Annotated in this window: 16 protein-coding genes and 1 tRNA gene; 12 read left to right on the top strand and 5 right to left on the bottom strand. The window is 65.6% G+C overall.

The features are described from left to right. Positions 1-4 precede the first annotated feature (4 nt). Together V474_RS26980 and V474_RS17445 are read right to left on the bottom strand one after the other, a co-directional pair. Complete coding sequence (locus tag V474_RS26980) at positions 5-181, bottom strand: DUF6538 domain-containing protein (protein ID WP_407938351.1); 177 nt, start codon at positions 179-181, stop codon at positions 5-7. 173 nt (positions 182-354) lie between these two features. Next, positions 355-428: transfer RNA gene (locus V474_RS17445), tRNA-Gln, on the bottom strand. A 160-nt stretch (positions 429-588) separates the two neighbouring features. On the opposite strand from V474_RS17445, the gene V474_RS17440 reads away from it, so the two are divergent. Together V474_RS17440 and V474_RS17435 are read left to right on the top strand one after the other, a co-directional pair. Then, on the top strand, positions 589-1,971 hold the full coding sequence (locus V474_RS17440) for a Ppx/GppA phosphatase family protein (protein ID WP_059152709.1): 1,383 nt from the start codon (positions 589-591) through the stop codon (positions 1,969-1,971). After that, on the top strand, positions 1,968-2,633 hold the full coding sequence (locus V474_RS17435; RefSeq protein WP_059152708.1) for an RlmE family RNA methyltransferase: 666 nt from the start codon (positions 1,968-1,970) through the stop codon (positions 2,631-2,633). The genes V474_RS17440 and V474_RS17435 overlap by 4 nt, the downstream gene beginning before the upstream one ends. 389 nt (positions 2,634-3,022) lie before the next feature. Here V474_RS17435 and V474_RS17430 read toward each other — a convergent pair whose 3' ends face one another. Next, the gene (locus V474_RS17430; RefSeq protein WP_059152707.1) at positions 3,023-3,637 is read right to left on the bottom strand and encodes a c-type cytochrome; all 615 of its coding nucleotides are present in this window, start codon (positions 3,635-3,637) and stop codon (positions 3,023-3,025) included. Between the two features lie 120 nt (positions 3,638-3,757). Here V474_RS17430 and V474_RS17425 point away from each other — a divergent pair, with 120 nt between their 5' ends. The 9 genes from V474_RS17425 (at position 3,758) to V474_RS17385 (ending at position 12,191) form a co-directional block, all read left to right on the top strand. Then, positions 3,758-4,657 carry a prephenate dehydratase gene (locus V474_RS17425; protein ID WP_059152706.1) on the top strand — a complete coding sequence of 300 codons (900 nt, stop codon included), beginning with the start codon at positions 3,758-3,760 and terminating at the stop codon, positions 4,655-4,657. A 105-nt stretch (positions 4,658-4,762) separates the two neighbouring features. Further along, positions 4,763-5,455, top strand: coding sequence for a hypothetical protein (locus V474_RS17420; RefSeq protein ID WP_059152705.1), 693 nt, complete (start codon positions 4,763-4,765; stop codon positions 5,453-5,455). Further along, positions 5,452-6,792, top strand: coding sequence for a DUF4350 domain-containing protein (locus V474_RS17415; protein ID WP_059152704.1), 1,341 nt, complete (start codon positions 5,452-5,454; stop codon positions 6,790-6,792). Before V474_RS17420 ends, V474_RS17415 begins: the two co-directional genes overlap by 4 nt. Then, on the top strand, positions 6,789-7,817 hold the full coding sequence (locus tag V474_RS17410; RefSeq protein ID WP_236711315.1) for an AAA family ATPase: 1,029 nt from the start codon (positions 6,789-6,791) through the stop codon (positions 7,815-7,817). Before V474_RS17415 ends, V474_RS17410 begins: the two co-directional genes overlap by 4 nt. Positions 7,818-7,858: 41 nt before the next feature. Then, positions 7,859-9,163 (top strand): DUF58 domain-containing protein, encoded by a 1,305-nt coding sequence (locus V474_RS17405; RefSeq protein WP_236711314.1) that lies wholly within the window; start codon positions 7,859-7,861, stop codon positions 9,161-9,163. Next, positions 9,160-10,215: a stage II sporulation protein M gene (locus V474_RS17400; protein ID WP_059152702.1), complete on the top strand. Its 1,056-nt coding sequence runs from the start codon at positions 9,160-9,162 to the stop codon at positions 10,213-10,215. The genes V474_RS17405 and V474_RS17400 overlap by 4 nt, the downstream gene beginning before the upstream one ends. Beyond that, entirely contained in the window at positions 10,212-11,138 is a 927-nt protein-coding gene (locus V474_RS17395) for an RDD family protein (protein ID WP_059152701.1), read from the top strand. Before V474_RS17400 ends, V474_RS17395 begins: the two co-directional genes overlap by 4 nt. Before the next feature lie 4 nt (positions 11,139-11,142). Next, positions 11,143-11,610, top strand: a complete 468-nt coding sequence (locus tag V474_RS17390; RefSeq protein ID WP_059152700.1) for a GNAT family N-acetyltransferase — start codon at positions 11,143-11,145, stop codon at positions 11,608-11,610. A 62-nt stretch (positions 11,611-11,672) separates the two neighbouring features. Continuing rightward, complete coding sequence (locus V474_RS17385) at positions 11,673-12,191, top strand: GNAT family N-acetyltransferase (protein WP_059152699.1); 519 nt, start codon at positions 11,673-11,675, stop codon at positions 12,189-12,191. Positions 12,192-12,200: 9 nt separating this feature from the next. Here V474_RS17385 and V474_RS17380 read toward each other — a convergent pair whose 3' ends face one another. Then, positions 12,201-13,211 carry a CorA family divalent cation transporter gene (locus V474_RS17380; protein WP_059152698.1) on the bottom strand — a complete coding sequence of 337 codons (1,011 nt, stop codon included), beginning with the start codon at positions 13,209-13,211 and terminating at the stop codon, positions 12,201-12,203. Between the two features lie 87 nt (positions 13,212-13,298). Between V474_RS17380 and ispG the strand changes: the two genes are divergently transcribed. Then, a complete protein-coding gene (ispG, locus tag V474_RS17375) occupies positions 13,299-14,429 on the top strand; it encodes a flavodoxin-dependent (E)-4-hydroxy-3-methylbut-2-enyl-diphosphate synthase (RefSeq protein ID WP_059152697.1) in 1,131 nt (376 codons plus the stop codon). 241 nt (positions 14,430-14,670) lie between these two features. Here the strand turns inward: ispG and rpoC are convergent, their stop codons facing one another. Further along, a complete protein-coding gene (rpoC, locus tag V474_RS17370; RefSeq protein ID WP_059152696.1) occupies positions 14,671-18,966 on the bottom strand; it encodes a DNA-directed RNA polymerase subunit beta' in 4,296 nt (1,431 codons plus the stop codon). Positions 18,967-19,025 lie beyond the last annotated feature (59 nt).

Raw genomic sequence — 19,025 nt, 5'->3', positions numbered from 1 at the left:
CGGGTCACATCTCAGTGGCAATCAACACATAGGCCGTTAGAATTAGGGCGCGTCTCGCGTCACGCATGGATGAAGTGTTCAGAGACCGACTGATGTGACTTCGGCCCAGCACCGTGGCGACATCGGCTGGAACCCTCACGCGATACTGAAAGATCGTGCCCCGCCGCCATAGCCCCGGCAATCGTCGACCCGAACGTTTGTGCAACAGTGGTGTGCTACAGTCGGCAGGACCGTTTCTCCCACGATTTCCGAGGCTTCCCGACGATGGGGAAGGCTTCGTGTACAACAGTGGTGTGCGACACGTAGCTCGACCTTGCTCCGAAGAGCGCGGTATTGCTGGAATGTGGGAAACTCTGGATGCCCCGCGAGGATTCGAACCTCGATAGGCGGTATCAGAAACCGCAGTCTTACCATTAGACGACAGGGCACCGGAGAGGCGCTCCCCTTAGATGCGGCTTTGATTCGCGTCAAGTGCCTTGGTCAAGGTTCTGCAATTCGGGGGCCTTGTGCCTTTGCCCGCAGGGCGTTAGCATCGCGGTCAGGTGTCCGCCTATCCGGCGGAATGATATATGATCGAGAATTGAAATCATGGCGGAGCAAGATCCGCCGGCAGCGAAAGTCGAAGTGTCGGGCCGCCCGGGACGGCGGCGAAAAGGTCGTAAGGGCAAGGCTGGTTCGCCTGGTAGCCCACAGACCGCCGGCATAGCCAAGGGCAAGGCGCGCCCGTCAGGGAGCGCGCGGGGGCCCGAGGCCGGCAAAGCGCCGCGCGCAGAAAACAAGTCCAGGACTCCGGCCGCAGGCAAGTCTCCAGCCGTGCCTAAGGTGCCCGCAGCCCCTGCCAAGCTGATGGAACAGCCTGCGGCGACACCCGCCCCCGCTGTATCGACGGCACCGGCTCAGACGCCCTCCGCAGCATCGTCCGGGCCGCCCTATCCGCGCCAGGCCTATGCCGCGATCAACCTTGGCACCAACAATTGCCGCCTGCTTATCGCCCGTCCCTCGGGAGAGAATTTCACCGTGATCGACGCTTTCAGCCGCGTGGTGCGGCTGGGCGAGGGACTGGCGCAATCGGGCCGGCTTTCCGACGCGGCGATGGAGCGCACGCTTTCAGCGCTGCGAATCTGCGCGGACAAGCTGATGCGCCGCAATGTTTTTCTTGCTCGCTCGGTGGCGACGGAAGCCTGCCGGCGCGCCGTCAACGGCACCGAATTCATCGAGCGGGTACGGGACGAGACCGGGATCGCGCTCGACATCATCAGCGCCCGCGAGGAAGCGCGGCTGGCGGTGCTTGGCTGCCATGTCCTGCTTGAAGAAGGGCTGGGCCCGGCGATGATCTTCGACATTGGCGGCGGCTCCACCGAACTGGTCCTGATCGAGAGCACCGGCACCGTACCGCGCATCCTCGACTGGCAGAGCGTGCCTTGGGGCGTCGTCTCGCTAACCGAAAGCTGCGCACCCGAAGGCGCCACGCGCGAGGACCGCCTAGCCCGCTATCGCCACATGCACAGCCTCGTTGCAGAAAGTTTCGCGGCATTTTCCAAGCGCGTCGCCCCGGCGCGGGAAAGCGCGGGGCAGGACGGCCCGCTGCGCCTGCTGGGCACCAGCGGCACCGTAACCACGCTTGCCAGCCTGCACCTGGAACTGCCGCAGTACGATCGCCGCATGGTCGACGGGCTGATCGTGCCGGCCGAATCAATGCGCGACATCAGCACGCGGCTGTCCTCCATGTCGCTTGAGGAGCGCCGCGAGGTGGCGTGCATCGGGCGTGAGCGCGCCGATCTGGTGGTGGCGGGCTGCGCCATTCTCGAGGCAATTCTCGATCTTTGGCCGGCCGCACGCCTTGGCGTGGCCGACCGCGGTATCCGCGAGGGCATTCTGCGCAGCCTGATCGCGTCCCACAGTCCTTCCCACGGTCATATTCGCGCGCCCGGCGTGCGCGGTTCCGTACATAACGCGATAGGTGCAAGATGAGCCGTTCAGGAAAAGACCCCGGCGAGCGCCTGCGCACCGCCAAGAAGCGCACGACGAGTTCGGCGCGCTGGCTGACGCGTCAGATCAACGACCCTTATGTCAAGAAAGCCAAGGCCGACGGCTATCGCAGCCGCGCCGCCTACAAGCTGATCGAGCTGGACGAAAAATTCGACCTGTTCAAGGGCGTGACCCGCGCAGTCGATCTTGGCATCGCGCCGGGCGGCTGGAGCCAGGTGCTGCGCCTCAAGGCTCCCAAGGCCAAGGTCGTTGGCATCGACCTGCTGCCCACCGATCCGATTGAGGGCGTGACCATCTTCGAGATGGATTTCATGGCGGACGAAGCCCCCGCCGCGCTGGAAGGCGCGCTGGACGGACCGCCGGATCTCGTGCTGTCGGACATGGCGGCGAACACCGTTGGCCACAAGCAGACTGACCACCTGAGGACCATGGGCCTGGTCGAGACGGCGGTGGACTTTGCGATCCATTCGATGGCGCCGGGCGGTACATTCGTCGCCAAGGTGCTGGCGGGCGGTACGGATACGGAACTGCTGTCTCTGCTCAAGAAGCACTTCACCAGCGTGAAGCACGCCAAGCCGCCTGCGAGCCGCAAGGACTCCTCTGAGTGGTACGTGATCGCCAAGGGCTTCAAGGGGCAGGGCTGAGCGATAGGCGCAGGCAGGGCTGCTGGATTGTGCCACCACAATTGAAGTGGTGAGCGGCTATTCTGCGCCTACTTCACCATCGTCAACAGCGTCGTCATCCTGAACTTGTTTCAGGATCCGTCCGGCTTGCCGCTGTGCAGCAAGCCGCACATCCGGCGTGCCATTATGACACTGGGCGAGCGGCATGATGGACCCTGAAACAAGTTCAGGGTGACGGGCCAAGCGAGGGGCGGCTCCAATCTTGCCGACAGTGTGCATTCTGCCGATAGCGGTCCCAGCCTTCGCTGGGATGAAGATGATATGCCACATCCCCGAAAGACGAAAACGGCCCGCTAGCGACTCGGCGGCGCTAGCGGACCGTTTTCAACCGGCAGAGCCGGATGGCGTTTTTACTGCGCCGCAGCCTCGCTCGCTTCGGGAGCGGCTGCTCCTTCCGCGGCGGGAGCGGCAGCGGCGTCCGCAGCGGGCGCTGCATCGGCCGCCGGCAGCGGCAGGTTGGAACCCTGCGTGTTCAGATAGGCGATGACGTTGGCGCGGTCTTCCGGCTTCGACAGGCCGGCGAAGGTCATCTTGGTCCCCGGCGCATAGGCCTTGGGGCTCTTGAGCCAATCGTTCAGCGCATCGAACGACCAGTTGCCGCCCTTGCTCTTGAGAGCGTCGGAGAACGCGAAACCGCCCACGCCCTGGCCGATCGCCTCGCCGACGACGCCGTGAAGGTTGGGACCGATGCCGTTGGCGCCGCCCGAATTGATGGTGTGGCACGAGGTGCACTTGGCGAAAGTAGCCTGGCCCTTCGCGACGTCGGCGCTGGCCAGAAGCGTTGCGATCGGCACGTCAGCGCCGCCTTCGCCCTTTTCGGCTACGCCCTCGACTGGATAGCCCGCCGTCTCGGGAGCGTGGTGCTTGTCAGCCTGAAAGTACATTCCGCTAGCAATGCTCAGCCCCAGGCCGACGATGCCCGAGAATAGAGTCCAGCCGGCGATAGTATTGAAACGATCGTCCATTCGTGCATGCCCCTGCGGCTTATTTAAGCTCATCCTGTGGCTCGGGGTCCTAATGGGCGCCTTGATCCAGCGCAAGAGCCATTGCGGATATCGCGATTGCCGCCTAATCGCGCGCTAGTCATGAACGCCTATCCTCAACCCGCGATCGCCCTTGTCGGCGAAATGGAAGTCGCCGCCCTCGCCAGCCCCGAACGGGCCGTCGCCTTGCAGGGCGCGCCCGGCTGCAACGGGCACCGCGCCGCCCTTGAATATGACGCGGATTGCCTGCCGCTGCCGTGCTTCTCATTCGAGGATGCGCTGGATGCGGTGAAGGAGGGGCGGGCCGCTCGCGCGATCATCCCGATCGAGAATTCCCAGCATGGCCGCGTTGCCGACATTCACTTCCTGCTGCCGGAAAGCGGGCTGTCGATCGTGGGTGAGCATTTCATGTCGATCCATCACGCGCTGATGGCGCTGCCCGGTGCCAAGGGGCCTTTTTCGGCCGCCTACAGCCACCCGCAGGCGCTGGGCCAATCGCGTCATTACCTTCGCGAACGCGGCATCGTACCGATGGCCTATGCCGACACCGCCGGCGCCGCCGCGCTGGTGCGCGAGGCCGGCGACCCCAATTCCTGCGCCATCGCCCCGAAGCTGGCGGCGCAGCTCTACGGCCTGGACGTGATCGAGGAGAATGTCGAGGACGCGGCCGACAATACCACCCGCTTCGTGGTGCTGGCGCGCGAACCGCTGGATCCCTTCGAGCTGAAGGACCAGCCGGCGATGACCACTTTCATCTTCGAGGTGAAGAACATCCCCGCCGCGCTCTACAAGGCGCTGGGCGGATTCGCGACGAACGGCGTCAACATGACCAAGCTGGAAAGTTATCAGGCCCAGGCCAGCTTCGCGGCGACGACCTTCTACGCCGACATCGAAGGCGCGCCCGGCGAGGCGCGCGTCGACATGGCCCTGCAGGAACTGGCGTTCCACTGCAAGTACGTGCGCCCGCTAGGCACCTATCGCCGGGCACGGGCACGCGGCTGAAGGGCAGGTCGCCCGCAGGCCGTGTTGGCGTAGTCGGTGCGACGGGCGATTAACACGCAGTAGCAAGCGCTTGCGCCGCCCTGGCGCCCGTGCAATCGTGCGCCTGTGACGGTTGGCGGAGGTCAAGGCGCGGGTTCGGCCGCAGGGTCCTCTGCGGCTGGATTGGCCAATGGCGGGGCCGATGACTGGAAGGCCGTACGCGATACCGCCGACATCCAGTACGCCCCGCTTCCCGAACCGCGCTTGCCCGATCCGCAGACGACGCCGGAATGGCTCAAGGGGCTAGGCCGGTTTCTCGAAAGGATTTTCAGTCCCATCGGCGAACTGCTTGGCATGTCCTGGCCGGTGTTCCAGTACATCCTGATCGCGCTCGGCGCGGTGCTGGCGCTGTTCCTGCTCTGGCGCATCGCCATCGAGCCGCTGATGGACAAGTGGCGTATGCGCCAGCCTGCGCCCGAGGAAATCCACTGGACGCCGGACCGGGCAGAAGCGGTGGCCCTGCTGGAAGATGCCGACCGGCTGGCCGCTCAGGGCCAGTTTGGCGAAGCGGCGCACCTGCTGCTGCGGCGCAGCGTCCGTCAGATTTCCGATGCCCGGCCCGATTGGCTGAACGCCGCCTCCACCGCGCGCGAAATCGCCGTGCTGCCGATGCTGCCCGATGCTGGGCGCAGCGCTTTCGCAGTGATCGCCGAGCGGGTGGAGCGCGCGGTATTTGCGCTGCGCGACCTCGACGCGGGGGATTGGGACGCGGCCCGCAGCGCCTATGCCCGGTTCGCACAGATCGAACTGAGCGCATGAGCACGGCTAGGGACACCTCTACCGCAGGCCGTACCCCAACTGGCATTGCGGTCGGCGCCAATCCGTTTTCGCGCTGGGCGGTGCTGGCCCTCGTCCTGCTGGGCGGGGCGCTGTTCGTGGCGCTGCTGTGGATGATCGCGACCGGCACCGGCATGGGCTCCGCGAATGACGGTCAGGCCCACGCCGAGGGCAGGGGCCTCAACGGCTATGCCGCCTTTGCCGATTACATCGAACGGCGCGGATACGCGGTGAGCCGGGTGCGCAACCAAGGCGCGCTGAACAAGCCGGGCCTGCTGGTACTGACCCCGCCTGCGTTTGCGGACGGCAAGGACATCGAGAAGATCGTTGCCAATCGCCGATATATCGGCCCGACGCTCGTCATTGCGCCCAAGTGGATGGCGAGCCAGCCCGCGCGCGAACAGAAAAAGGACGCCAAGACCGGCTGGGTGCGCCTGACGGGTACCATGCCGCCCGAATGGCGGGGTTTCCTTGATACACTGTCGGTACGGATTTCGCCGCTGCCCAAGACGCGTGCTGCTTGGCAGGGCGCTGGCCTTTCCGGGGTGCTGCCTGACGGCCGCTACGTACTTTCAGGCGGAGGCACGGGCCTCGTGCGGATCGTCGGCAGCCGCGATGGAAAGCTGACGCTGGCCGGATTCATGGATGACGGCGGATATTATCCCGAGCTTGAGGACATCGCGCAGGACCGCGTCATCAACGACGAGGAAGACGAGGAGCGTTACCCCGTCATCATCGTTTTCGAACCCGATCTGCTCGACAATTACGGCATGGCCCGGATGGAAAATGCCCGCTTGGCCGAGGCGCTGGTCCGTGCAAGCGGCGTGGAGAAGGGCGCCCCGGTCAGCTTCGACATGACGCTGCCCGGTTACAGCCGCTCCCAAAACCTGCTGACGCTGGCCTTCACTCCGCCTTTCCTGGCGGCGACGCTGTGCCTGCTGCTGGCGGCGCTGGTGGTCGGCTGGCGGGGTTTCATGCGCTTTGGCCCGCCGCTGGTGCAAGGCCGGGCGATCGCGTTCGGCAAGCGCGCTTTGGTATCGAATGCCGCAGGCTTTGTGCGCCGCACCCGCCGCTGGCACCTGCTCGGCGGGCCCTATGCCGATCATTCGCGCGAGCGGCTGGTGCAGGCCCTGGCCCTGCCGCGCACGCTCGGTCCCGAGCGCGCCGACGCCGCGATCGACCGTGCTCTTGCCGCCCGCCGCCACCAGGGTGAACCTTTTTCCGTTATCGCCGGCCGCCTAAGGGCAGCGCGGCGTCCGCATGACCTTCTGAAAGCCGCGCGTGACCTTCATGCGCTCGAAAGGATGCTGATCCGATGACCGACACGCCCCCGTCCGATCCGGGCTTTTCCCAACCGGGCGTTGCCGAACCGGCACCGCAGGGCAACGCCGGTGTCGCGGCCGTTGCCGCCCTGGCTCAGGCCATCCGAGTCGAAGTCGCCAAGGGCGTGGTAGGGCAGGCCGAAATTGTGGAGCATCTGCTGATCGCGCTGATGGCGCGCGGCCATGTGCTGCTGGAAGGCCCCCCGGGCACCGCTAAGACGTTCCTTGCGCAGTGCTTCGCGGCGACGCTGGGCCTCGATTTCGGGCGCATCCAGTTCACCCCGGACCTGATGCCGGGCGATATTCTCGGCTCCAATCTGTTCAACTTCCAGACCAGCCAGTTCACCCTGACTCACGGGCCGATCTTCTGCGACATGCTGCTGGCAGACGAGATCAACCGCACCCCGCCCAAGACCCAGGCGGCGCTGCTCGAAGCCATGCAGGAACGGCGCGTCACGCTGGACGGCACCGCCCACGCGCTTCCCGCCCACTTCACCGTGGTGGCCACGCAGAACCCGATCGAGAGCCAGGGCGTCTATCCCTTGCCGGAAGCGCAGCTCGACCGCTTCCTGTTCAAGCTCCTGGTGGATTATCCCAGCGCCGACGAGGAACGCCGCATCGTTGCCCGCTACGGCGAAAACCGGGGCGCCCCCACGCCTGCCGAAGTCGGCATCACCGCGATCATCACGCCCGCCCAGCTGGAAGGGGCGACCCGGGCGGTCGCCTCGGTGAAGCTGGCGGACAGCGTGATCGACTATATCGTGCGGCTGGTGCGGGCCACGCGGGAGAGCGCGGACCTGTCTTCCGGCGCCTCGCCGCGTTCGGCGGTGCTGCTGGCCGGCGCCGCGCGGGCACGCGCCGCGCTCGACGGGCGCGACTATGTGGTGCCCGACGATGTGAAGGCTTTGGCAACGGCGGTTCTGCGCCACCGCCTGCTGCTCAGCCCCGCTGCCGAGATCGAGGGCAAGCAGGTAGAGGCACTGGTGCGTCAGCTGGTCGAACAGACCGAAGCGCCCCGCTGACGGTGAGCAGCCGTCCTCCCCGATTTTCCGGCGCGCCGATTGTGCCGACGGCCCGCGCCGCAGCGGGGCTGGCGCTTGCCGCGCCGGTGGCGCTGGTGATCGCGGCGGCGCAGCCGGCCCTGTGGGTTATCGCGCCGGTGGCATGTATGGCCATTCTGGTGCTGGTGATCGCCGACGCGCTAATGGCGGGGCGGGTCGAGGACTTGCGGGTTGCCGTCCCTTCCGACATCGAGGTGGGCAACGAAGAGGCGATAGGGGCACAGCTGCGGTTTCGCGGCGGACGCCCCTCACGTGCGGAGATGGCGCTGGAATGCGATCCGCGCCTGACCCCCGGTGGCCGACTGGTCTTTCCGCTGGCCGGGGGAGATGAGCGCTGGAGCGGCAGCGGTGTGTTCACCGCATCGCGCCGCGGCACGGGTAAAGTTGTGCGCGCATGGCTGCGCTGGACCGGCCCGCTGGGGCTTGGCGCGCGGCAGATGACCGGCGATCTGGACGAAGCGGTGCGGATGTGGCCGAACATCGCCGCCGTCCGCTCCCCGGCTTTGCAGACCTTCCTCAAGGACGCCCAGTACGGCCTGCTCGCCCGGCGTATCCGGGGCGAAGGCACCCAGTTCGAATCGCTGGCCGAATATCAGCCCGGCATGGACCGTCGCCGCATCGACTGGAAAAGCTCGGCCCGCCACGTCCATCTCTACGCCAAGGAATACGAGACCGAGCGCAACAACCAGATCGTCTTCGCCTTCGACTGCGGGCAGGCGATGTGCGAACCGATCGCGGGCATGCCCCGGCTTGACCGCGCGGTTTCCGCCGCGCTGGCGACTGCGTTCGTCGCGCTCAAGGGCGGGGACCGCGTCTCGCTGTTCGGCTTCGCCTCGCGCCCCGAAGTCTCGACGCCGTTCATCGCCGCCAGCTCCGAATTCCATCGTCTGCAACGCGCCGCCGCCGGGTTGGAATACCGCTCGGAAGAGCCGAATTTCACCTTGGCGCTGGCGACCCTGGCCAGCCGCCTGCAACGCCGCTCGCTGATCGTGGTGTTCTCCGACTTTGCCGACCCGACCAGCGCGCAGCTGATGATCGAAAGCGTGGGCCGCCTCGTTTCGCGCCATGTCGTCCTGTTCGTGACCATGGCCGACGAGGAACTGGAGGGGCTTTCCGCCGCCGCGCCGGACGATCTGGAAACCCTGTCGATGGCGGTTTCGGCCGACCAGCTGCTGCGCCAGCGTGCATTGGTCACCCGGCGGCTGCGCCAGATCGGTGTCGACGTGCTGGAAGCGCCCTGGCACAACGTGGGCACGCGCCTGATAGACGCCTATCTTGCCATCAAGCGCGTCGGAGCGATCGGATGAACGCCATTTCCGCCTCGGCCTCCCCCGATACGCCGATCAACGCGATCGAGATCGCCGCACTGCGCTCCGACCGTTTCCGTATCGAGCGCGAGGCCGACTGGCAGCGGCTGGAAGCCATCGTCGTCCGCATGGAGAAAGGGCGCCTGCGCCGTATCTCCGACGAGGACCTGCTGGCATTGCCCGGCCTTTACCGCACCGTAGCCTCCAGCCTGTCGATCGCCCGCGAAACTTCGCTGGATGCAGCCACGCTGGCCTATCTTGAAGCGCTGGTGCAGCGGGCATGGTTCGTCGTCTACGGCCCGCGCTCATCGCTGGCCGAATGGCTGGGCAGCTTCCTGGGCGGAGGCTGGAGCGCGGCGGTAAGGGCGATCTGGCTCGACATCGTCGTGGCGCTGGCGGTGATGGTGGCGGGCGTGGCGGTCGGCTGGCTGCTCGTCTCGCACGATCCCGAGTGGTATTTTTCGCTCATGTCGCGCGACATGGCCGGCGCGCGGGTGCCGGGCGCCACAGCGCAGGCCCTGAGGGCCACGCTGTTCGGCGAACAGGAGCGGGACGGGCTGAGCGTGTTTGCCGCCCAGCTTTTCAGCAACAATGCGCAGGTTTCCATCCTCGCCTTTGCGCTCGGCTTCGCCTTCGGCATCCCGACGCTGCTGCTGCTGATCCACAATCTGGCGCTGCTCGGCGCGATGGCATGGCTGTATCACGGAGCGGGCCTGCTGACCGACTTCGCCGGCTGGATCTGCGTGCACGGCACCACCGAACTGTTCGCGATCCTGCTGGCGGGCGCGGCGGGGCTGCACATCGGCCGCGCGCTGGCCTTCCCTGGAGATCGCCCGATCCTTGAGGCCGCCGCCGTGGCGGGGCGCCGTGCGGCCGTGGTGATGACCGGGGTGGTGCTGATGCTGGTGGTCGCCGCGCTGCTCGAAGGCTTCGCGCGCCAGCTCGTCGACAATACCTTCGGCCGCTTCGCCATCGGCGGCTTCATGCTGATGCTGTGGTGCGCCTATTTCTTCGCCTTCCGGGGCAATGCGCGCACCGGAACACGCCGATGAAGGCAGCCGCTGCCATCCGCCGCCCTCGCGCGCGCAAGGAACGCATCCTCGTCACCCCCGAAGGGATTTCGCTGCCGGTGACGGTGGCGGGGCGCGGGGCGCGGCTGGGTGCCCTGATCCTCGACCTGATCTTCATCGCCGTGCTGATGGTCTGCTCGACGCTGGCGCTGGCGCAGATCGCCGGGGGCGTCGGCCAGTTCATGCGTGAGGCCGAGGGCAAGGGCGCCTCGGCGCAGGCGCTGCAGTTCCTGATGATCGTGTGGGTCGTCATCATGTTCCTCTTCCGCAACGCCTACTTCCTCTATTTCGAGCTGGGCCCGCGCGGAGCGACGCCGGGCAAGCGGCTGACCGGCATACGCATCGCCGCGCGCGACGGCGGCCGCCTTACCGCCGAGATGGTGATCGCCCGCAACCTGCTGCGCGATATCGAGCTGTTCCTGCCGATCCCGCTGATCATGATGGCCGGTGCGGACAGCGGCATGGCGTGGCTGGCGGCGGCCGGCTGGTTCGGCATCTTCATGCTATTCCCCCTGTTCAACCGCGACCGCCTGCGTGCCGGAGACGTGATCGCGGGCAGCTGGGTGCTGGAGCGCCCGCGCCAGAAACTGGAAGCGACGATGACGGCGGTGCAGACCCCGCCAGGCGAGGCAGGGTCCTTACCCACGCAAAAGTACCGCTTCGAGGAGGCGGAACTGGCCGTCTACGGCGAATTCGAACTGCAGTCTCTGGAACGCGTGCTGCGCGAGGATCGCGGCGAATCGATCGAAACCGTCTACCAGACCATCGCCACCAAGATCGGCCGCAGCGACGGCTGGGGTGACGAGCGGCGCTTCCTGTCGGAATACTACACCCAGCTGCGGGCAAGACTGGAAGCGGGGATGCGCATGGGCCGGCGCAAGGCCGACAAATATTCTGGACAATAGAAGTATGATCGCGAACCTGCGCATCGTCCCCGACGACCTGAGCGGCGAAGGCGTGCTCGCGCTGCTCCAACTGCACCTCGATGAGATGCGCCAGTGGTCTCCGCCCGAAAGTGTCCACGCCATGCCCGCCGCGCGGCTGCGCCAGCCGGACGTCGCGTTCTTCTCGGCCTGGGACGGTGAAACTCTGGCCGGTTGCGGTGCCATCAAGCACCTTGGCGATGACCACGGAGAACTCAAATCGATGCGCGCTGCTCCGGCCTATCGCGGGAGGGGTGTAGGCAAGGCGATCCTGGCCCGGCTGCTGGCCGAGGCGCGCGGGCGCGGCTATACTCGCGTCAGTCTCGAAACTGGCCGTCCAGCGGCGTTTCAGCCTGCCCAGGACCTCTACCGCGCCCATGGTTTCGCCGAATGCCCGCCTTTCGGCGATTACGTCGCGGACGGTTTCTCGATGTGCATGAACTTGCAGCTATAGCCCGCGCCGCGTCTGCGGACATGGCGATTGACGCTGGGGGCGGGGCGGCGATATCAGCCCGAATGGACATTCGTTTCGCGCAAGGCTCCGATGCCGCTTCGCTGGCCCGCCTCGGCACCGACAGTTTCGTCGCCAAGTTCGGGCATCTCTATCGGCCCGAGGATCTCGCGAATTTCCTGGGCGAATCGCATAGCGAGGAGAAAGTCGCGAAGGAAATCGCCGATCCCGCCCTGCGCGTCGTACTTGCCGAGGATGACGGCAACTTGCTCGGTTTCTGCAAGCTGGTGATGGACTGCGGCTGGCCTGAACATGCGCGCGGCGCCAGGGTGATCGAACTAAAGCAGCTTTACACCGCGCCTGCAGCAACCGGGCAGGGTATCGGCGCGCGGCTGATGGACTGGGCGCTGGCGGAAGCCGCCGCGTTCGGTGCCGACGAAATCCAGCTCTCGGTCTATTCCGACAATCCCGGGGCGCAGAAGTTCTATGCGCGCTATGGCTTCGACAAAGTGGCCGACATCCACTTCATGGTCGGCGAAAAGCGGGACGAGGAGTTCCTTTTCGCCGCGCTTCTCGCCGGGTAATCTGGACGCCTACACCCACTTCAGCCGGCGCAGCAGCAGGACTTCGACGACAAGCAGCCCTGCGCATAGCCCGCAGATGATCCAGAACCCGTGCGAGCCGGTCTCCGCCAGCGGAATATCGCCGACGTTGATGCCCAGAAGCCCGGTGATGAAGGTCAGCGGCAGGAATATTCCCGCCACCACGGCCAGCACATATTGCGTGCGCTGGCTGTTGGCGGCCGCGCGGGCGCGGATGTCGTCCTGCAGGACGATCGCGGATTCCTTGCTGATGTCGAGGTCGTCGAGATAGCGGCGCAGGCGGGCGATGGATTCGGCGATCTCGCGCCGGTCGTGCTCCTCGAACCAGCCTGGCGCGCCGTGGGCGATCGCGAGAAGGGCCTCGTGCTGCGGCGACATGTGCCGCTTCAAGGCCAGGCAGTTGCGCCGGATCGTGGCGATCTTGTCGAGCGTCTCGACGGCATCGCTTTCGATCGTCTCGTCTTCAAGTTCGTCGATCACCGCGTTCATGTCGACTATGGCGTGGCTCATGCGCTCGATCAGGTGTTCGGTCAGCGCGGTGACGAGCGAACCGGCATCGACCGGCCCGGCGCCCGCATCGAGATCCGCCCGCACCAGCCGGGGCGTCTGCAGCGGGTCGCGCCGCAGGGTGATGACGCGCGCCCCGTCGCTCCATAGCTGCATCGAGAGCATGTCCTCGGGCGCGGCACCGGGGTTGAAGTTGATGCCGCGCAACGTGGCGACAAGGGTCTGGCCTTCGCGAAAGGCGCGCGGACGGGTGGCATCGCTGGTCAGCAGCTCGGCCGTCGGCTCGGAAATGGCCAGCTCCCCCATCAGCCATGCCTCGAGGCCGGGATGGGTGCGCAGCAGGTGAATCCACAATACTTCGCCGTCTCTCGCGGGCTGCCAGTCCCGCGCCGCCTCCCAGCCGATTTCGTGCGCGCCGCCTTCGCCATCCAGCACCCGGCCGAACAGGAGGGGTAGTTCGCGGCGGTCGTCGTCGTTCAGCAGCTCGTTCGTCATCGCGTTTCCATGCCTCAATTCGCATGACCGCAAAAGCCGCACCGGATTCGGCTTCAATACGTCATCCGCAGCGCCTATAGGGGAGCTATGTCTTCCATTCGTCCCTGGCGCGATATCGAGCGCCGCAAGAGCCGCCAGATCATGGTCGGTGCCGTCCCCGTCGGCGGTGATGCGCCGATCACGGTTCAGACCATGACCAACACCCTCACGTCCGATGCCGGCGCCACGATCGACCAGATCCGGCGCTGCGAGGATGCTGGGGCGGACCTGATCCGCGTATCGTGTCCCGACGTCGAAAGCACCGCCGCCTTCCGCGAAATCGCCCGCGCGGCGCGGGTTCCGCTTATCGCGGACATCCATTTCCACTACAAGCGCGCGCTGGAAGCGGCGGACGCAGGCGCTGCCTGCCTGCGCATCAATCCCGGCAACATCGGTTCGGCAGAGCGCGTGGCCGAAGTGGTGCGCGCCGCCAAGGCCAATGGCTGCGCGATCCGGATCGGCGTCAACGGCGGCAGCCTGGAACGCCACCTCCTCGAAAAGTACGGTGAGCCGTGCCCCGATGCGTTGGTCGAATCGGCGATGGATCACATCAAGCTGCTTCAGGACCACGACTTCCACGAATTCAAGGTGGCAGTGAAGGCTTCCGACGTGTTCCTCGCGGTCGCCGCCTATCAGGGCCTGGCAGACGCGGTGGACTGCCCGCTGCACCTTGGCATCACCGAGGCGGGCGGATTGATCGGCGGCACCGTCAAGTCCTCGATCGGCATGGGCATGCTGCTGTGGTCTGGTATCGGCGATACCCTTCGCGTTTCGCTTTCGGCCGAGCCGGAAGAAGAAGTGCGTGTCGGCTTCGAGATGCTGAAGGCGCTGGGCCTGCGCACGCGCGGCGTGCGCGTCGTCTCCTGCCCCTCCTGCGCGCGGCAGGGGTTCGACGTGATCCGCACCGTGGAGGCGCTGGAAGACCGCCTGCAGCACATCAAGACACCGCTCTCGCTCTCGGTCCTTGGCTGCGTCGTCAACGGCCCGGGCGAAGCGCGTGAGACCGACATCGGCCTGACCGGCGGCGGCAACGGCAAGCACATGGTCTACCTTTCGGGCGTGTCTGACCACACCATCCAGAGCGAGGCGATGCTCGATCACATCGTATCGCTGGTGGAAGCCAAGGCCGCCGAGATCGAAGCCGCCGAAGCAGAAGCGGCCGCCGTCGCGGCGGAGTGATCCGGGTTTAGTGCGATGGCGGGAGGGGAGGGTGAGGACCCTCGGGCTACCGGCTCTTCCGGCGAAGCAACGGGAGATTATCGGGCCATGCCTTCCTCCCGCTCAGGCTGAGCCTGTCGAAGCCCCCGAAGCAGCACGCCAAGCCGATCTTGGCCCCTAACCAATAGCCCAAAAGCAGAAAGCCCCGCCGGATCGCTCCGGCGGGGCTTTTCGTTTGCCTGTCAGACGGGAGGCTTAAGGCTTATGCCTCGTCGCCATCCGCTGCCTCAGGGTTCAGGTAGTCACCGGCATCCGCGTCGGTGCCGTGGGTCTCGCCCTCGACTGCCGCGAGCGGGCTGTCGCCCAGGTCGTCGGCGGCATTGCGGGCCAGTTCAGCCTTGTGCTCTTCCTCGGCCGTGCTGGCGAGGATCATGGCTTCCTGCACGCGCCGGGTCGATGCGCGCAGTGCCACGTCGCGGCTGGTGGCCGCCACGCGAACGCGGTTCATACCTGCACCCGTACCGGCCGGGATCAGACGGCCGACGATGACGTTTTCCTTCAGGCCGATCAGCGAGTCGGTCTTGCCCTCAACCGCCGCCTGCGTGAGCACGCGGGTGGTTTCCTGGAACGAGGCCGCCGAGATGAACGAACGGGTCTGCAGCGAGGCCTTGGTGATACCCAGCAGCACCGGCTTGCCCTCTGCCGGCTTCTGGCCGGGAGCGAGCTTGGCGTTGTACTCGGCCATTTCCTCGTAGTCGACCTGCTCGGCCGCCAGCAGCGTGGTGTCGCCGCCGTCGGTGATCTCGACCTTCTGCAGCATCTGGCGAACGATCACCTCGATGTGCTTGTCGTTGATCTTCACGCCCTGGAGACGGTAAACTTCCTGGATTTCCGCGACGAGGTATTCCGCCAGCGCTTCCACGCCGAGGACTTCCAGAATGTCGTGGGGATCGGGCGAGCCCGAAACCAGGTTGTCGCCCTTCTTGACCCAGTCACCTTCCTGAACGTCCACGACCTTGGACTTCGGGATCAGGTATTCTACCGGCTCACCCTCCTCGGGGATGATCGCGATCTTGCGCTTGGCCTTGTAGTCGCGAACGAATTCGACGCGGCCCGAAACCTTGGCGATGACCGCGTTGTCCTTCGGCTTGCGGGCCTCGAACAGTTCGGCAACGCGCGGCAGACCACCCGTAATGTCGCGGGTCTTGGCGGCTTCGCGCGAAGCACGGGCAACGATGTCGCCGGCTTCGATCGTCTGGCCATCCTCGACCGAGAGCGTGGTGCCCGGCGCCAGCATGTAGCGCGCGGTTTCGCCCGATGCGTCATCGAGAAGGGTGATGCGCGGACGCAGGTCCTCCTTCTTCTTGGCGCGGCTGGACGAACGGTCTTCGGTGACGACGCGGCTGGTCATGCCGGTCGCATCGTCGACGTGCTCGGTCAGCGTGCGGGTGTCGATCAGGTCCTGATACTTCACCACACCCGAGGTTTCGGTGATGATCGGGAGCGTGAACGGATCCCACTCTGCCAGGCGTTCGCCCTGCTCGACCTTTGCGCCGTTCTTGTGGAGCAGCACCGTACCGTAAGGCACGCGGTGGATTGCGCGCTCGCGGCCCTCGGTGTCGAACAGAATGATCTCGCCGTTGCGGGCCAGCGACAGGAGACGGTCACGCTTGTCGACGATCGTCGGGATGTCGCGGTATTCGACATGGCCCGCGCTGATCGCTTCGAGGTGCGAGGTCTCGTTGAGCTGCGCCGCACCGCCGATGTGGAAGGTACGCATGGTCAGCTGCGTGCCCGGCTCACCGATCGACTGCGCGGCGATAACGCCGACAGCTTCACCGATGTTCACCGGAGTACCGCGGGCAAGGTCGCGCCCGTAGCAGGTGCCGCAGACGCCCTGGGTGGCTTCGCAGATCAGCGGCGAGCGGATGCGTGCGTTCTGCAGGCCGGTGGCCTCGATCGCGGCGACCGCCGGCTCGTCGAGGAGCTGGCCCTTGGTCGCGATGACGTTGCCTTCCTTGTCGACGATGTCCTCGGCCAGGGTACGGCCCAGGATACGCTCGGCGAGCGAGGCAATAACCGAACCGCCCTGAACGATCGAACGCATTTCCAGCGCGCGCTCGGTGCCGCAATCGTCGACTACGACCACGCAGTCCTGCGACACGTCGACGAGACGGCGGGTCAGGTAACCCGAGTTCGCCGTCTTGAGCGCCGTATCGGCCAGACCCTTACGGGCACCGTGGGTCGAGTTGAAGTACTCAAGGACGGTCAGACCTTCCTTGAAGTTCGAGATGATCGGGGTTTCGATGATCTCGCCCGACGGCTTGGCCATGAGGCCGCGCATACCGGCAAGCTGCTTCATCTGCGCCGGGGAACCACGCGCACCGGAGTGGCTCATCATGTAGATCGAGTTGATCTGGGCCATGCGGCCCGTCTCGGGATCGATCGGCTGGGCCTTGATCTCGTCCATCATGGCGTTCGCCACCTGATCGCCGCAACGGCTCCAGGCGTCGATCACCTTGTTGTACTTTTCCTGCTGGGTGATCAGACCGTCCTGGTACTGCTGCTCGTAGTCCGCGACCAGTTCCTTGGTCTCGGCGACGAGGGCAACCTTGCTGTCCGGGATGATCATGTCGTCCTTGCCGAACGAGATGCCGGCCTTGAACGCGTGGCGGAAACCCAGCGTCATGATCGCGTCGGCGAACAACACCGTGTCCTTCTGACCGGTGTGACGGTAGACCTGATCGATGACGTCACCGATTTCCTTCTTGGTGAGAAGGCGGTTGACGACGTCGAAGGGCACCTTGTGCGACTTGGGCAGGCACTCGGCGAGCAGCATGCGGCCCGGCGTGGTGTGGAACCGCGCCATGTACTGCTGGCCGTTCTCGTCGGTCTGCGGCACGCGCGCCTCGATCTTCGAGTGGAGCGTGACGGCGGCGACGTGAAGCGCCTGGTGCACTTCGGCCATGTCCGAGAACTTCATGCCTTCGCCCGGCTCACCGTCGCGGTCGAGCGACAGGTAGTACAGGCCGAGAACCATGTCCTGCGAAGGAACGATGATCGGCTTGCCGTTGGCAGGCGAGAGGATGTTGTTGGTCGACATCATCAGCACGCGCGCTTCGAGCTGGGCTTCCAGCGAAAGCGGCACGTGGACGGCCATCTGGTCACCGTCGAAGTCGGCGTTGAAGGCCGAGCAGACGAGCGGGTGCAGCTGGATCGCCTTGCCCTCGATCAGCACGGGCTCGAAAGCCTGGATGCCGAGACGGTGCAGCGTGGGCGCGCGGTTGAGCATGACCGGGTGTTCGCGGATCACCTCGTCCAGGATGTCCCAGACTTCCTTGCGCTCCTTCTCGACCCACTTCTTGGCCTGCTTCAGGGTCATGGAAAGACCCTTGGCGTCCAGGCGGGCGTAGATGAACGGCTTGAACAGTTCGAGCGCCATCTTCTTGGGCAGGCCGCACTGGTGCAGCTTGAGTTCCGGCCCGGTCACGATGACCGAACGGCCCGAGTAGTCGACGCGCTTGCCGAGCAGGTTCTGACGGAAGCGGCCCTGCTTGCCCTTGAGCATGTCGGACAGCGACTTCAGAGGACGCTTGTTGGCGCCGGTGATGACGCGGCCGCGGCGGCCATTGTCGAACAGGGCGTCGACGGCTTCCTGCAGCATGCGCTTTTCGTTGCGCACGATGATGTCAGGCGCGCGCAGTTCGATCAGGCGCTTCAGGCGGTTGTTGCGGTTGATGACGCGGCGATAGAGATCGTTGAGATCCGAAGTCGCGAAGCGGCCACCGTCCAGCGGCACCAGCGGGCGCAGTTCTGGCGGAATGACCGGCACGACGTCGAGGATCATCCACTCCGGGCGGTTGCCCGAATCGATGAACGATTCCACGACCTTGAGGCGCTTGATGATCTTCTTGGGCTTGAGTTCCGACTTGGTCGTCTCAAGTTCCTGGAGAAGGTCGGCACGCTCCTGCTCGAGATCGAGGTTCATCAGCATGTGCTTGACGGCCTCGGCGCCGATGCCGGCCGAGAAGGCGTCTTCGCCATACTCGTCCTGGGCGTCGAGCATCTCGTCTTCGGTGAGCATCTGGTACTTTTCGAGCGGGGTCAGGCCCGGCTCGGTAACGATGTAGCTCTCGAAGTAGAGGACGCGCTCAAGCAGCTTGAGCTGCATGTCGAGCAGCAGGCCGATGCGCGAAGGCAGCGACTTGAGGAACCAGATGTGCGCGACCGGGGCGGCCAGCTCGATGTGGCCCATGCGCTCACGGCGCACCTTGGTCACGGTGACTTCGACGCCGCACTTTTCGCAGACAACGCCCTTGTACTTCATGCGCTTGTACTTGCCGCACAGGCACTCGTAGTCCTTCACGGGACCGAAGATGCGCGCGCAGAACAGGCCGTCACGCTCAGGCTTGAACGTGCGGTAGTTGATGGTTTCCGGCTTCTTGATTTCGCCGAAGGACCAGGAGCGGATGCGCTCGGGCGATGCGAGACCGATCTGGATCTGATCGAAGGTCTCAGGCTTGGCCATCTGGTTCGTGAACTTGGTCAGGTCGTTCATAGTTTCATTCCCCTGGGGGTGAATTCTCTAGGCGGGGGAGGGGAGGGCGAGGCCATGCG

Origin of the sequence: Novosphingobium barchaimii LL02 (genome assembly GCF_001046635.1) — a bacterium.
GTDB classification, from domain to species: Bacteria; Pseudomonadota; Alphaproteobacteria; order Sphingomonadales; family Sphingomonadaceae; genus Novosphingobium; species Novosphingobium barchaimii.
The sequence above is the reverse complement of the archived record's forward strand: the minus strand, read 5'-3'. Positions and strand labels throughout refer to the sequence as shown.